Annotated in this window: 15 protein-coding genes and 1 pseudogene; all 16 read left to right on the top strand. The window is 38.4% G+C overall.

Annotated features, from left to right (window positions below):
• A partial coding sequence (locus tag LKD41_RS07960; protein WP_304621910.1) for a group II intron maturase-specific domain-containing protein occupies positions 1 to 521 on the top strand: 521 nt, incomplete at its 5' end.
• Positions 522 to 617: 96 nt separating this feature from the next.
• Positions 618 to 755 (top strand): hypothetical protein, encoded by a 138-nt coding sequence (locus tag LKD41_RS07955; protein ID WP_006859332.1) that lies wholly within the window; start codon positions 618 to 620, stop codon positions 753 to 755.
• 5 nt (positions 756 to 760) lie between these two features.
• Positions 761 to 1,147, top strand: a complete 387-nt coding sequence (locus LKD41_RS07950) for a type II toxin-antitoxin system PemK/MazF family toxin (protein WP_006859319.1) — start codon at positions 761 to 763, stop codon at positions 1,145 to 1,147.
• Positions 1,148 to 1,230: 83 nt separating this feature from the next.
• Positions 1,231 to 1,479 (top strand): DUF6870 family protein, encoded by a 249-nt coding sequence (locus LKD41_RS07945; RefSeq protein ID WP_015559318.1) that lies wholly within the window; start codon positions 1,231 to 1,233, stop codon positions 1,477 to 1,479.
• Between the two features lie 139 nt (positions 1,480 to 1,618).
• The gene (locus tag LKD41_RS07940; protein ID WP_006859318.1) at positions 1,619 to 3,310 is read left to right on the top strand and encodes a recombinase family protein; all 1,692 of its coding nucleotides are present in this window, start codon (positions 1,619 to 1,621) and stop codon (positions 3,308 to 3,310) included.
• A gap of 1 nt (position 3,311) precedes the next feature.
• A complete protein-coding gene (locus LKD41_RS07935) occupies positions 3,312 to 4,994 on the top strand; it encodes a recombinase family protein (protein ID WP_006859317.1) in 1,683 nt (560 codons plus the stop codon).
• Positions 4,987 to 6,537 carry a recombinase family protein gene (locus tag LKD41_RS07930; RefSeq protein ID WP_227700877.1) on the top strand — a complete coding sequence of 517 codons (1,551 nt, stop codon included), beginning with the start codon at positions 4,987 to 4,989 and terminating at the stop codon, positions 6,535 to 6,537. Before LKD41_RS07935 ends, LKD41_RS07930 begins: the two co-directional genes overlap by 8 nt.
• Before the next feature lie 112 nt (positions 6,538 to 6,649).
• A complete protein-coding gene (locus tag LKD41_RS07925; protein ID WP_227700876.1) occupies positions 6,650 to 7,186 on the top strand; it encodes a transcriptional regulator in 537 nt (178 codons plus the stop codon).
• Between the two features lie 108 nt (positions 7,187 to 7,294).
• A pseudogene (locus LKD41_RS16040) lies at positions 7,295 to 7,390 on the top strand (DNA topoisomerase III); the annotation flags it as partial.
• A 20-nt stretch (positions 7,391 to 7,410) separates the two neighbouring features.
• Positions 7,411 to 7,626: a histidinol dehydrogenase gene (locus LKD41_RS07920; RefSeq protein ID WP_227700875.1), complete on the top strand. Its 216-nt coding sequence runs from the start codon at positions 7,411 to 7,413 to the stop codon at positions 7,624 to 7,626.
• Positions 7,627 to 7,987: 361 nt separating this feature from the next.
• Positions 7,988 to 8,644 (top strand): hypothetical protein, encoded by a 657-nt coding sequence (locus tag LKD41_RS07915; RefSeq protein WP_055264055.1) that lies wholly within the window; start codon positions 7,988 to 7,990, stop codon positions 8,642 to 8,644.
• A gap of 122 nt (positions 8,645 to 8,766) precedes the next feature.
• Complete coding sequence (locus LKD41_RS07910; protein WP_015534087.1) at positions 8,767 to 9,369, top strand: Type 1 glutamine amidotransferase-like domain-containing protein; 603 nt, start codon at positions 8,767 to 8,769, stop codon at positions 9,367 to 9,369.
• A 54-nt stretch (positions 9,370 to 9,423) separates the two neighbouring features.
• Entirely contained in the window at positions 9,424 to 9,942 is a 519-nt protein-coding gene (locus LKD41_RS07905; RefSeq protein ID WP_117805328.1) for a ClbS/DfsB family four-helix bundle protein, read from the top strand.
• 670 nt (positions 9,943 to 10,612) lie between these two features.
• Positions 10,613 to 11,095 (top strand): hypothetical protein, encoded by a 483-nt coding sequence (locus tag LKD41_RS07900; protein WP_227700874.1) that lies wholly within the window; start codon positions 10,613 to 10,615, stop codon positions 11,093 to 11,095.
• The gene (locus LKD41_RS07895) at positions 11,050 to 11,337 is read left to right on the top strand and encodes a hypothetical protein (RefSeq protein ID WP_227700873.1); all 288 of its coding nucleotides are present in this window, start codon (positions 11,050 to 11,052) and stop codon (positions 11,335 to 11,337) included. The genes LKD41_RS07900 and LKD41_RS07895 overlap by 46 nt, the downstream gene beginning before the upstream one ends.
• Positions 11,338 to 11,495: 158 nt before the next feature.
• Positions 11,496 to 13,202 carry a methyl-accepting chemotaxis protein gene (locus tag LKD41_RS07890; protein ID WP_227700872.1) on the top strand — a complete coding sequence of 569 codons (1,707 nt, stop codon included), beginning with the start codon at positions 11,496 to 11,498 and terminating at the stop codon, positions 13,200 to 13,202.
• The last annotated feature ends 48 nt before the right edge of the window (positions 13,203 to 13,250 follow it).

The raw sequence follows: 13,250 nt of genomic DNA, 5'->3' as shown, positions 1-13,250 counted from the left end.
TCAAGGTCAACATGACTAAGAGTAAAGTAGACAGACCAAGCGGACTTAAATACCTTGGATTTGGGTTCTACTTTGATCCAAGAGCACATCAGTTTAAGGCAAAACCACATGCTAAATCAGTAGCGAAGTTTAAGAAGAGAATGAAAGAACTCACATGCCGTAGTTGGGGTGTTAGCAACAGCTATAAAGTGGAGAAGCTTAATCAGCTCATAAGAGGTTGGATTAACTACTTCAAGATAGGCAGTATGAAAACACTATGCAAGGAATTAGATTCAAGAATCCGTTATCGGCTTCGCATGTGCATTTGGAAACAATGGAAAACACCGCAGAATCAAGAGAAGAACCTTGTAAAACTTGGAATAGACAGAAACACAGCTAGACGAGTTGCATACACAGGTAAAAGAATAGCTTATGTATGTAACAAAGGCGCAGTAAATGTTGCTATAAGTAACAAAAGATTAGCCTCATTTGGACTAATTTCAATGTTAGATTACTACATCGAAAAGTGTGTTACTTGTTAAGTTGATTGAACCGCCGTATACGGAACCGTACGTACGGTGGTGTGAGAGGTCGGAATTTCTCAATTAAGAGAAATTCTTCCTACTCGATTGAATGATATGACAGAAGAAAATAGAAAATTAAAACTGATTATATTTCCGGGCGAAACAGTAGTGATTGATGAATATGGGAAACGGATTGTTGCCTGTCCGACAGAGGATGAGGCAGAAGAATATATCAGGGAACAGGAGGAATGACATAGATGAAACTGAACAGGGGCGATATTGTTATTGCAAATCTGGAGTCAGTAAGTAAAGGGAGCATTCAGAAGTATACAAGACCTTATATTATTATCTCAAATAACAAAGCAAATCAGTATTCACCGGTTGTCACAGCAGTAGCCATGTCCACAAAAACATGGAAAAAGAAATATCTGCCAACCCACTGTCCAATACCGGCTGCAAAGGTAAAGGTTACTGACACAGATTTTGAGGTATTTGACAGTATGGCATTATGTGAGCAGATTGTATCCATTGATGTAAATGTCCAGATTGAGAGGGTAGTTGCTTCAATTTCAGATACGGAACTACTTGATAAGATTACTGAATGTGTAAAAATCCAGATTGGGGCATATGAAAAGTACAATTAAATATTACCGGGGCATTTGCTCCGGGTTACATAGCCACCTGTATTTTATGGGTGGCATTTTTACTGAAAGGGGGGATAGATTTTATGACAGCAGAAGAATACAGAGCATTGCTTGATACTGATTTTAGTGATGTCAAGATTAATGAAATGCCCGATATGGCATCTTATCATGCTGATCTGAATGATACGATTGAAAAGAGACAGCAGAAGTTTATAAGAAAAGTTGGGAATCCCTATATGATGAGAGTGGGGAAGATGAAAGTTAAAGTAAGCTTTGCCAATAATGGAGTTTCCATAGAAGAAGCTTTCAAGAATATGCTGCTTACAGTTTAGAATCTTTTTTCAGAATCATATGGAAAATGATAGGGAGTTGTGCTATGATATGTTCAAGGACTAAATGAATATGGCATAACTTCCTTTGATATTTTAGTTGGGTACATCTGACGTAGAATATTTAAAGGAGTGTTGCGATATGAGTAAACAAATCTCAAAAATCTATCATGCAGCCATCTACGTTAGATTATCTAAGGAGGATGGCGATGTTTCTACCAGCGCAAAAGCTGAGAGTAATAGTATTTCAAATCAAAAGGATTTCATCCGAAATTTCCTTGCAGACAAAAAGGACATTAGAATAGTTAAAGAATATGTGGATGATGGTTATTCCGGCTCTAATTTTGACCGTCCGTCTTTTCAGACGATGATGGAAGATATTAAGCGAGGAGTAATTGATTGTGTGGTGGTAAAGGATCTTTCACGTTTTGGACGCGAGTATATTGATTCAGGTCGATACATCGAAAGATTATTTCCGGCTCTTGGTGTAAGGTTTATTGCAATCAATGATAACTATGACAGTGTGACTGGAAAGTCACAGGGGGATGAGATTATTATTCCGTTTAAAAACCTGATCAATGATGCATATTGCAGGGATATCAGTATAAAGATACGAAGCCATTTGGATGTAAAGAGAAAAAATGGTGAGTATATCGGTGCATTTGTTCCCTATGGGTATGAAAAATCGGATGATGATAAACATAAGCTGGTTATTGATATTTATGCAGCCGGTATTGTGAAGGAAATTTTTCGGCTAAAGCTTCACGGAATGAGTCAGGATGCAATAGCAACACAGTTGAATAATGAGGGTGTGCTTGCACCTATGGAATATAAGCAGAGCACAGGGAGCGGTTATCAGACCGGATTTTTACAGAATGAAAAATCGGTATGGAGTTCAGTCACGGTCCGCAGGATTCTTGAAAATGAGATTTACATTGGAAATCTTGTTCAAGGCAAAAGAACGACACCAAATCATAAAGTGAAGCAGGAGGTTGTTAAGCCGGAATCTGACTGGATAAGAATCGAAAAAAATCATGAGCCGATTATTAGTGACAGGGATTTTGAGATTGTTCAAAGGTTGTTGGGAATGGATACGAGAATATCTCCGGATTCAGATATGGTCTATAATCTTTCAGGTATTGCAGTATGTGCAGACTGTGGTTCACCAATGACAAGAAAAATTACAACAGCAGGTGATAAGAAATACGCTTACTATATCTGCTCTAATCATAAATTGACAAAGCAGTGTTCACAGCACTCAATATCAGTATCGTTATTAGAGGATACGGTGCTTGAAATGTTAAAGCTTCATATCAAAAACGTAATGAATCTGGAAGAAATACTTGATTATATTGGAACAATTCCTTTCCAGCAGCTTGATGTAAAAAGTCTTGAAGCAAGAAAACAGAAAAAACTTGAGGAAGTTGAGAAGTGTAAAAGACTGAAAACTTCACTGTATGAAGATATGAAGGACGGAATTCTTACTAAAGAAGAATATCTTGAACTTCATGAGGCATATCTGAAAAAAGCAAAAGAGGGAGAAGAAATAATTCGCCAGATTGAGAGAGACATTGCTTTAATTCTTGAGGAGAAGGATGATAAGCATCTCTGGATGAATTATTTTACCGAATACAAGGATATTAAGGAACTGACCAGGGACGTGGTTGTAAAACTGATTTGTGAAGTAAGAGTTTCAGAGAATAAAGAGGTTGAGATCGTATTTGATTTTGATGATTGTTATAAGCAGTTATTAGAATCGGTCGAAAAACTGGGTTATCAAGTAGATAAAGAACCGGGTGGACAATTAAATATCAGCAGAAGGGAGGCTGTGTAATATGGCAAGAAAAAGCAGAAAAAATATGATGCTACAGGAAAACACAGCCTTACCGGATAAAGAGAAGAAGGTTCTTTTTAAGGCTGGATTATATGCAAGACTGTCCCATGAAAAGGAAGAGAACATTGAGAGAGGGACAATCGAAACACAGATGGAACTTATGAAGAATTATGTCAAAGATCACGAAGATATTGTAATTGAAGAGGAATATTATGATGCCTCCTTTACCGGTACTAATTTTGAAAGACCGGATTTTAAGCGAATGCTTGAGGATGCAAAAACAGGAAGAATTAACTGTATTATTGTTAAGGATTTATCGAGACTTGGAAGAAATTATGTGGAGATGGGGAACTACATTGAAAGAGTGTTTCCTTTTCTCAATGTAAGATTCATTGCTGTTACGGATGATTTTGACTCGTTCAGACCGGGCACAGACCTTATGATGCCTTTGAAAAATATCGTAAATGAGTTTTATGCAAAGGATATTTCCAAGAAAGTTTCAACTGCACATCGTAGAAAATGGACTACGGATGAATATATGTGCGGTTTTGCTCCATATGGATATCTGAAATCCAAGACGGAGAAGAACAGAATTGTTGTGGATGAAGCAACTGCTGGAAATGTCAGGCTTATTTATAAATTGTTTTTAGATGGCAAAGGTTACACACCAATTGCAAAATATCTGAATGAGCAAGGAATAATGTCACCATTGATGTATTTAAAATCTCTTGGTTACCAGCAGAATGTAAAAACCAATGGTGTATGGACCAAAACAACAGTTAAGTCAATACTGACAAATCAGGCATACATTGGTTCGGCGGTGCATGGGAAAGTAGTAATTGAGAAATACAATAATATTCCACTCCATGCAACAGATCCAAGTGAATGGGTCATTGTTGAAAATACGCATGAGCCACTTGTTGACAAAGAGACATTTGAAAAGGCACAGGAAAGAGTAAAGGAAATCTCGGATGCTTATTTTGCAAAAGAGTTTACAAAACACCCACCTAATGAAAAGAATTTACTAAAGGGAAAAATTGTATGCGGAGACTGTGGCAAGGGTATGAGACTTTCTCCAAGAACAACAAAATCGTATGTATATTTTTGTGGAACTTTTTCAGATGGTATTAATCCGGCATGTTCAAGACACAAAATTAATCAGGAGGATGTCAACAACGCTGTCTTTGCTCAGATTTCAAATCATATGCGTTGCTGTATTGACGCATTAAGAGTAATAAGGGAATTAAATGCAAGAAGCAGCGGACTGAAAAAATACGATGTGTATGAAAAAGCCATTACCAGACAGCGCAGGGAACTGGAGAAGGTAAACCGCAAGTTCTCTGAGTTATATGGAGATTATTCAGAACATTTGATTAATGAGAGTGAATATCTGACATTAAAGCAGCAGTATCTTTTAAAAAGCGAAGCTTTGAAGAAGGAGATAGATAATCTTTTAATATCTCAGAACTTGTATTCAAAGAATTATAAGATTGATGCGGACTGGGAAAATCTTATCAATAAATATCTGAAATGCAGAAAACTCAACAAAGAGCTGGCAGATGCATTTGTTGACAAGGTACAGGTGTTTGAAGGTGGCAGAATTTCCGTAAATCTGGTTTATGATGATTGTCTGGAAGAACTGTTACAGGTAAAAAATAAGAGAGAAGGTGATTTGAATGAGTAAGATAACTGCTATGTATATTCGCCTTTCTATGGAAGATGAAGATGTATCATTAAATCGGAAAGAGGAGAGTAACAGTATATCCAGCCAGCGGGAATTGTTAAAAGCATATATTGAAAATCATTCGGAGCTTAAGGATACGAAGGTACAGGAATACTGTGATGATGGATTTACTGGAACAAAATTTGAAAGACCAGGCTATATGAAGCTTATGGAGGATATCCGGGCTGAAAAAATATCATGCATTGTTGTAAAGGATTTATCCAGACTCGGAAGGGATTATATTGAAGTTGGAAGTCTTTTGGAGCAGATACTTCCACTTTATCAGGTACGGGTTATTGCAGTTAATGATAATTATGACAGCAATAACTATGATGGTTCCACCGGTGGTATGAATGTTGCGTTTAAGAATTTAATTTATATGCTTTATAGCAGGGACTTATCCAATAAAATATGTTCTGCAAAGCACACAAGGATACTGAATGGGGAGAACATTAGTGGTCAGTTAAGGTATGGATATGTCAAAGACCCAAGTGATAAGCATAAGATTATTGTAGATCCGGAAGCAGCAGAAGTGGTCAAGCTGATATTTGAACTGACCGCACAGGGCAAAAGAAAAACGGAAGTGGCAAATTACTTAAATGCTCACGGTATTGATACACCATCCGCATATAAGAAGAAAAAAGGAAGCAAAAACTTTTTCCATGCAGTTGAAGTGAAAAGCTTGTGGAGTACTTCTTCTATCCACGATATATTAAACGATGAAGTTTATCTTGGAAAACTGATATGGAATAAAACAAAGAAGAGGGTAGGCAGCAATAACACTTCAACCTATGTGCCTAAAGACGAATGGATTGTGATAGAGAATTGTCATGAACCTATTATTACTCAGAAATTATTTGATACGGCACATGCTAATTCAAAAAAATATATTCGTCCAAAGCGTGGTAAGAGAAACTATAATCCGTTTTATTATTGCGGGGTATGTGGCAGAGCCTTGGTATCCAGCAAAAGGGTAAAAGGTGACATTCTTCTTTGTTCCTCGTCCAGAATTGAGGAAAATTCTCCATGCAAAAGCAACAGGGTGGAAATTACCAAGGTTGAAGATACAATCATGAAAATTGTAAATATGTATGCAACAGCTTATCTGGATGAGAAAGGAATAAAGAAAGCTGGTAAATCGAAAGAAGTATCTCCGGAAGAAAAGATTGCAACACTTGAAAAGAAGGTGAAGAGCCTCAGCAGTAAAAAGATGATGTTGTATTCTGATTATAAGGATGACAAGCTCACAAGAGAAGAGTATGTCAAGCGTTCAAAGGCGATGGTGGAGCAGATTGATGAATTGCATCAGGAAATCGAACAGCTTAAAACAGAAATACCGCCAGAAGATAATTCTTCTAGTAAGTTTGAGACACAGTTAGAAAGTATCATCAATATGGAATCTTTTGACAGAGAGAAAATCCAGAAGGTAATCAAAAAAGTGATCATCAATGGAGAGGACAATATAGAGATTGTATGGAATACAGATGATCCATTTTTCAAGTAAGATGGATGGTTACAGAGTTTGGAGTGCCGAGAGAATGTGGCACTCCTTTCTTCTGCAAGCATAAATATTGCTTTCAATATACTGCAATAGCAGGTATAATGGAAAGTGATATTTGAGGGTACAAAAAAATCAATTTTTTTTTGGTCTGGGGTTGACACGAGCAGGTAATGGTTTCCCAGAAGTATCATTGTTACTTCCACTTTGCAATGAACTAGAAATTACAATAAATGAACTTCTATCTGGTGAAAGATTGCAAGCGATGGATTATAAAAAGAAAGCGGAGGAAAATATGGTGAATTTAGTGAAAGAAGCTCAAGAGAGTAAAAAGAAGATTATAATGTCTGCAATGGTTAGTGTTTTGGTAATTGTTGCAGCAGTACCTTTATTTGTTGTTGCGGGAATGTTTGAAATGCAGGTATGGACTAGAGTGCTATTGATGGGGATTGGATTTGTAATAATGGTAATGGGAATCGCTATTGCATGTGTATTAGACAGAGAAGCAGGAGCCTTTGAATGTCCTGAATGTAAGGAGCGATTTGTTCCTGATATGAAATCCTATGTTATGGGACCACATACAATTACCAAAAGAAAGTTAACTTGTCCAAAATGTGGATGTACAAAATATTGCAAACATGTTTTAACCAGATAAGGTGAAACTTTCAGTTTATCTGACTAGTAAACAATTTAATAATCGTTTTATACAGCACTTTAGCTCCAAAGGTTAAGGTGCTATTTTTACCACAAAAGGAGGAATGAAATGTCATATAAATTAGTAATCGCCGAGAAGCCTTCGGTGGCACAGTCCATCGCAAAGGTGATTGGTGCTGATAAGAGAGAAGACGGATACCTGGAGGTCAAGACGAAGAAATCAGAATGATAAATGAAAAACTGGATTTTTATGTGATGGAGGCAAGTGATGAGGAGTTTGATACCGAAGAAGTACGCAAACTTGTGAAGCGATTAGATGAATTGGATCCCATACCATTGCCGTGGAAATCGGATGAGGAAGCATTGAAAGACTTCTGGGATTATTGTGAAGAGAGACAGAGGGAAGAACGTATAATAGCAGAGATGAAAATTAAGGGTTGAGAAGTCAGTGCCTTTGGAAAAAGTATGTGGTAAAATATATATACGAGAAGTCTATAAATCGTAATTTGGAAAGGGGTGCACTGCCATGCTGAGAAAATTAAATTGTTTTTTAAACATCGTTATTGGTTCATTCATAGGAGTTTTTATTGGGTACGGAATTTATAAGTTCTGGCACTTTAAAACTTATCCAAATTTATATGTCATGCAGTCTGCACCGTGGTACACAGAGTTACTGTTGGATGGTGCCATGGTGGTCGTTGTGGTGGTCGTATGTATTATCCTAAAGCTGATTATTTGGAAAAAGTTAAAGCCATAACTTCCAATTTTTGAAACTGAGAAATCGAAAATTGTGAGGGTAATTATGATAAAGTTTTTGAATGATATCAGGAATGTAGAAAAACCAATATCTAATAATAGAAAAATTATAAATACTATAGCTGTATTGTTCCTTGGAATAGCTTTGGGGACTTTTTCAAAATTTTTGGATTTTCGTCAAGCTGAACTTCCCAGTGTGCTTATGGCAATAGATGGAGCATTAGATGTTCATAATTTCCTTGGACGTTTTGCAATCTGGGTATTGATTGCACTGTGTATTTCTATTTATAGCAATTCTGCAATAAGAGCAAGCATTAATGTTTTTGCATTCTTTATTGGTATGGTTGCAAGTTACTATTTGTATTCAAACTATATTGCAGGATTTTTTCCAAGAAGTTATGCGGTGATTTGGTTTGGATTTACAGCTGTTTCTCCATTATTGTCTTTTGCCTGCTGGTATGCAAGGGGGAAAAGCAAATTGGCACTTATACTATCGGCGCTGATTTTGGCAGTATTGTTCAATATGTGCTTTGTATATGGATGCTGGTATTTTAATGCAAAATCTGTTTTGGAAGTGATAGTCTTTATTATTGGACTTATTGTTTTGAGGAGAGACACATTGAGGAGTTCTGCGCTAATGGGAACGATTAGTATAGTTCTTGCAGTTTTACTTGATATGGTTATTCCATTTCATTTTGGATAAACAACTTCCAGTTTACAGAACTGAATCAAAAGAGCTCGAAGGAGCTCTTTTTCCTTTTTTATAATAGTATCATTATGGTATAATAGAGACATTAAAATCGGAATTTATAAAGGAGAATATTGATGAAACTATTTTTATGTTCGCACTTTTCAAGTGTAGGAAGTCTGATAAAGGAAGAAATTGAAAATAAGAAAGTCGCATTTATTCCAACAGCTTCGTTGCGTGAAGGCTACACCGGTTATGTCGGCTCGGCTCGAAAATTATTCAAAAAGTTGGGAGCAATCGTAACTGAAATTGATATTTCAACGGAGGCTTATTCAACGATACAGTCTGTTTTTGAAGATGCAGATGTGATATATTTTACCGGCGGAAATTCATTCTTTCTTATGGACCAACTCCGTAAAACAAGAACTGATGGGTTGCTGAAAAAGGAATTGGCAAATGGAAAATTGATGATCGGCGAGTCGGCAGGCGCAATTATATGCGCTCCAAGCATCCAATATATCGAGCAAATGGATGAAAAGCCGGAGGACTACTCACAAGAAGATGATGCAGGGCTTGATTTGATTGATTTCTATGTTCTTCCGCATTATCTTACAGCACCATTTAAGAAAGTTACCGAGAAAATAATGACTGAGTTTTCGGATTTGAATCTATGCCCTATTAACAACCATCAGGGAATTGTAATTGATGGTGAAGGTTCAAAGGTTATTTGCAAAGACTAATTTGAAAAATCCTTTTTTTGAAACTGGAAAATCGGAAGCTGAGGAGATAGACTATTGAGAACATATGAGAATAAAGACGAACTTAAAAACGAGATAAATAAAAGCTTTGCAAAGTATATTTCAGAATTTAATGATATTCCGGAGCATTTAAAAGATAAGAGAATTGATGAGATCGATCGAACTCCGGCAGAAAATCTTGCTTATCAGGTTGGCTGGACAACTCTTGTTATTAAATGGGAATCAGACGAAAGAAAGGGTATTCCTGTCAAAACTCCTTCGGATAATTTTAAGTGGAATCAGCTTGGCGAATTATATCAATGGTTCACAGATACATATGCTCAGCTGTCACTGCAAGAATTGAAAGACAGATTGAATGAGAATATCAACTCTATTTATGTAATGATTGATTCTCTGAGTGAGGAAGAATTATTTAAACCACATATGAGAAAATGGGCTGACGAAGCAACTAAAACAGCTGTCTGGGAAGTATACAAATTCATACATGTTAATACAGTTGCTCCGTTCGGAACCTTTAGAACCAAGATTAGAAAATGGAAAAAGATTGCACTATAACTTCAAGTTTGTAAAACTGATGGAATAAAAAATGTAAAGCTGGGAGCATTAGCTTACGGCTTTTTAAGTTAAAGCAAATAGAAGTAAATAATGGTCAAAAAACAATCGACATCCGACCTCGTACACGTTATAATATAAGTAATCTAATAAGAAAACAGTGTTATCATTACTGCATTGCTAAATGAGAATGGTAGCCATAAATATGAATTCGCAGGAACGGAATGGTTGAACCCTCAGGGTGACAATGTCACTCATTTGTCAGCGAGAGGTGCTTAACTTAGATGATTTTCAGTTTTCTTATTTTGACATGGATTTACAGGAAGGGTAGAAAAATCAATGATTTCATTGACTTATCCTAACTCAAAATAATATAGGTTTCCAACGGGGGCTTGAACTCCTAAGCGCTAGTTGTGGGTTCAATTCCCGCCGGGAACATCGATTTTTTGCAACAATGATCGTAAAAATGCAACAAGAACTAAATCTATCCAAGCACCCAATGGAGATAACTAAAGTGTAGGATAAGATTTAGGTTGTCAATGAATGTAAAAATGTTTTTCTTGCTTGAAGAAAACAGGCCTGACGAGGCATCGCTCAGATTAGATTAAAAATTCTAGTCTGGGCGATTTTTTTCGTTCAGGGAAAAGGAGGAAGTGTCATTGACAGAACACTGATGATGAACATTGTGAATGATGAAAAACTGAATATAGAAAAGACAATCTTACACCATAAAGAAGGTGTAGACCTTATCCCGGCAATAGATGCGTGTGAGAATAAATGGCTCAAAGTAGCATTTCATCTGGCATTCGCAGCAACGGTCCGAATAGGAGAGCTGCTTGGGCTGACATGGGACTGTGTGGATATATCAGAAGAAGCTATTTCAGAGAACAGAGCATATGTCTTTATTAACCAACAGGTGGAGCGTGTATCAAAGGAAGCTGTTCAGGAGCTGGATTCAAAAGAAGTCATTCTGATCTTCCCATCCCAAAGGAAGAATAATAAGACGGTCAGGGTGCTGAAAACACCAAAGACCGATACCAGTGAGCGCAAAGTTTATATACCGGGATTTGTGGCACAGTGCCTTATTGATATAAAGAAGGTCTTCCGGATGTGGTTTTTCATAGTCTGCGCCATACAAGTGTCACATACAAACTGAAACTGAGCGGTGGAGATATCAAAGCAGTCCAGGGGGATTCCGGACATGCACAGGCGGACATGGTAACAGAGGTATATGGCCATATCATTGATGAGGACCGGCGGAAGAATGCAGAGAGAATGGAGAATGCCTTTTATAATAAGGAAAATTTTAATCTGGATATACATGAGCAGAAAGAGGAAGAAATCAGAATGATAAATGAAAAACTGGATTTTTATGTAATGGGAGGTCGGAGTACATGAAAGAACTGTTACATGAACTGCAAAGTCAAGTTTCAGTCTTGCAAAAGCTCTGGAAACCCATCTCGTACAGTTGAATAATGAAAGGGGATGTGCTACTATTGTATAAAGATGTCGATTACGGCAGCTTATTTAACGGATAAACTAGGGGGGAGCTTTATATGGCCACACAAAAGCAACAAGGTATTAAAAAGCAACTGACGAAAGGATTTGTGAAAGTAGCAATAATCGGTGCGATTGCGGCAGTTATTGGAATCGTAGTACTACTGATCGCAGCGATGCAGTATGAAAAGGCATTGAGCCAATACGGATTTACACAGGGAGATATCGGTAAAGCGGTCGCGGCATTTTCGGAGAGCCGGAGCGCATTACGTGCAGTAGTAGGCTATGATGACAAAGCAGTGATAGACAAGCAGATCGAACTGCATGACCAGAAAAAGGAAGCGTTTGAGACTTACATAGATGAATTGAACCGCTCAATCAAATTCACCGAAGGCAGGGATGCCTATAATAAAGTATTACAGAAACTGGACGGGTACTGGGAATTGGATGCACAGGTATTGGAACTGGCTACTTCCGATGACGAGGACGGATATCTGAAGGCGCAGGATCTGGATATCGGAGAGCTGACCGCACAGTACGAACGGATATACGCGGAGTTTGTAGACTTGATGAATCTGTGCGTCGAAAAAGGAGATCAGGCGGAGGTAGATCTGCGTCATATGGAGCGTTTTATGCTGATCGCGATTCTGGTTATCGTAGTGACCTCTTTCTGGAGTTCTGTGGTATTAGGCAAGAAAATGGCAGGAAATATCGAAGAACCGATGATAGCGCTGGCAGATCGACTTCAGACTTTTGCACAGGGAGATCTGAATAGTGCATTCCCGGACAGAAACACGGAAGATGAGATATCCTATATGATACAGGTCGCAAAAGGCATGGCTGCTGACCTGAATCTGATCATTACGGATGCAGGAGAATTGTTGGGACAGATGGCGGAGGGTAATTATGCCATCGGTACTAAGATCGAAGAGAAATATGTAGGACAGTTTGTGGCACTGAAAGATGCCATGCGTAAGATGAACCGACAGATGAACAGTACCTTACAGCAGGTAGAAGAGGCCGCTAAGCAGGTATCTGCCGGATCGGAGAATCTTGCACAATCTGCCCAGGCGTTGGCAGAAGGAGCAACAGAGCAGGCAGGATCTGTGGAAGAACTGACGGCAACCATTACGAATATCACAGATGCCGTGTCACGTACAGCCGGCGAACTGCAGAGGACGACGGAAAAGGCTGAGAATTATGCACAGCAGGCGGATGCAGGGCATACGCAGATGAGGTCATTGATGGAGGAAATGGACCGAATCAATGAAACATCTAAAAAGATACAGAATATTATTGCTGACATTGAAGATATTGCGAGTCAGACGAACCTGTTGTCTCTGAATGCGGCAATTGAGGCGGCCAGAGCAGGAGAAGCCGGACGGGGATTTGCAGTGGTGGCAGAACAGATCCGTAAATTGGCCGAACAGAGTGCACAGTCGGCAGTAGATACCAGAAGCCTGATCGAGGGATCGCTGCAGGAGATCGAGAATGGCAACCAGGCAGTGGAGGTAGCAGCGGAATCTCTGGAGCAGATCGTTACGGGAGTCAAGGAGATTGCGACAGATGCAAAACGATTGAGTGAAGAGTCTGCTGCGCAGGCACAGGCGATGCAACAGGCAGAACTTGGTGTGAATCAGATATCGGAAGTAGTGCAGTCGAACTCTGCGGGAGCAGAGGAATCGTCTGCTACCAGTGAGGAATTATCCGCACAGGCATATACATTAAACGATCTGGTAGGAAAGTTTACACTACGTCGGGATTAATTGCTAATTAAAAAATGAAATAAATACCGGTCTTATTAATCCGTAAAT

Source organism: Roseburia sp. CLA-AA-H209, from assembly GCF_020687575.1.
Taxonomy (GTDB): domain Bacteria; phylum Bacillota; class Clostridia; order Lachnospirales; family Lachnospiraceae; genus Roseburia_C; species Roseburia_C amylophila.
The sequence above is the reverse complement of the archived record's forward strand: the minus strand, read 5'-3'. Positions and strand labels throughout refer to the sequence as shown.

Bases quoted from the DNA above. Each gene is read 5' to 3' on its own strand.
- LKD41_RS07955 (WP_006859332.1), top strand. From the start codon at position 618: ATGACAGAAGAAAATAGAAAATTAAAACTGATTATATTTCCGGGCGAA.
- LKD41_RS07950 (WP_006859319.1), top strand. From the start codon at position 761: ATGAAACTGAACAGGGGCGATATTGTTATTGCAAATCTGGAGTCAGTA.
- LKD41_RS07945 (WP_015559318.1), top strand. From the start codon at position 1,231: ATGACAGCAGAAGAATACAGAGCATTGCTTGATACTGATTTTAGTGAT.
- LKD41_RS07940 (WP_006859318.1), top strand. From the start codon at position 1,619: ATGAGTAAACAAATCTCAAAAATCTATCATGCAGCCATCTACGTTAGA.
- LKD41_RS07935 (WP_006859317.1), top strand. From the start codon at position 3,312: ATGGCAAGAAAAAGCAGAAAAAATATGATGCTACAGGAAAACACAGCC.
- LKD41_RS07930 (WP_227700877.1), top strand. From the start codon at position 4,987: ATGAGTAAGATAACTGCTATGTATATTCGCCTTTCTATGGAAGATGAA.
- LKD41_RS07920 (WP_227700875.1), top strand. From the start codon at position 7,411: ATGATAAATGAAAAACTGGATTTTTATGTGATGGAGGCAAGTGATGAG.
- LKD41_RS07915 (WP_055264055.1), top strand. From the start codon at position 7,988: ATGATAAAGTTTTTGAATGATATCAGGAATGTAGAAAAACCAATATCT.
- LKD41_RS07910 (WP_015534087.1), top strand. From the start codon at position 8,767: ATGAAACTATTTTTATGTTCGCACTTTTCAAGTGTAGGAAGTCTGATA.
- LKD41_RS07900 (WP_227700874.1), top strand. From the start codon at position 10,613: ATGATGAACATTGTGAATGATGAAAAACTGAATATAGAAAAGACAATC.
- LKD41_RS07890 (WP_227700872.1), top strand. From the start codon at position 11,496: ATGGCCACACAAAAGCAACAAGGTATTAAAAAGCAACTGACGAAAGGA.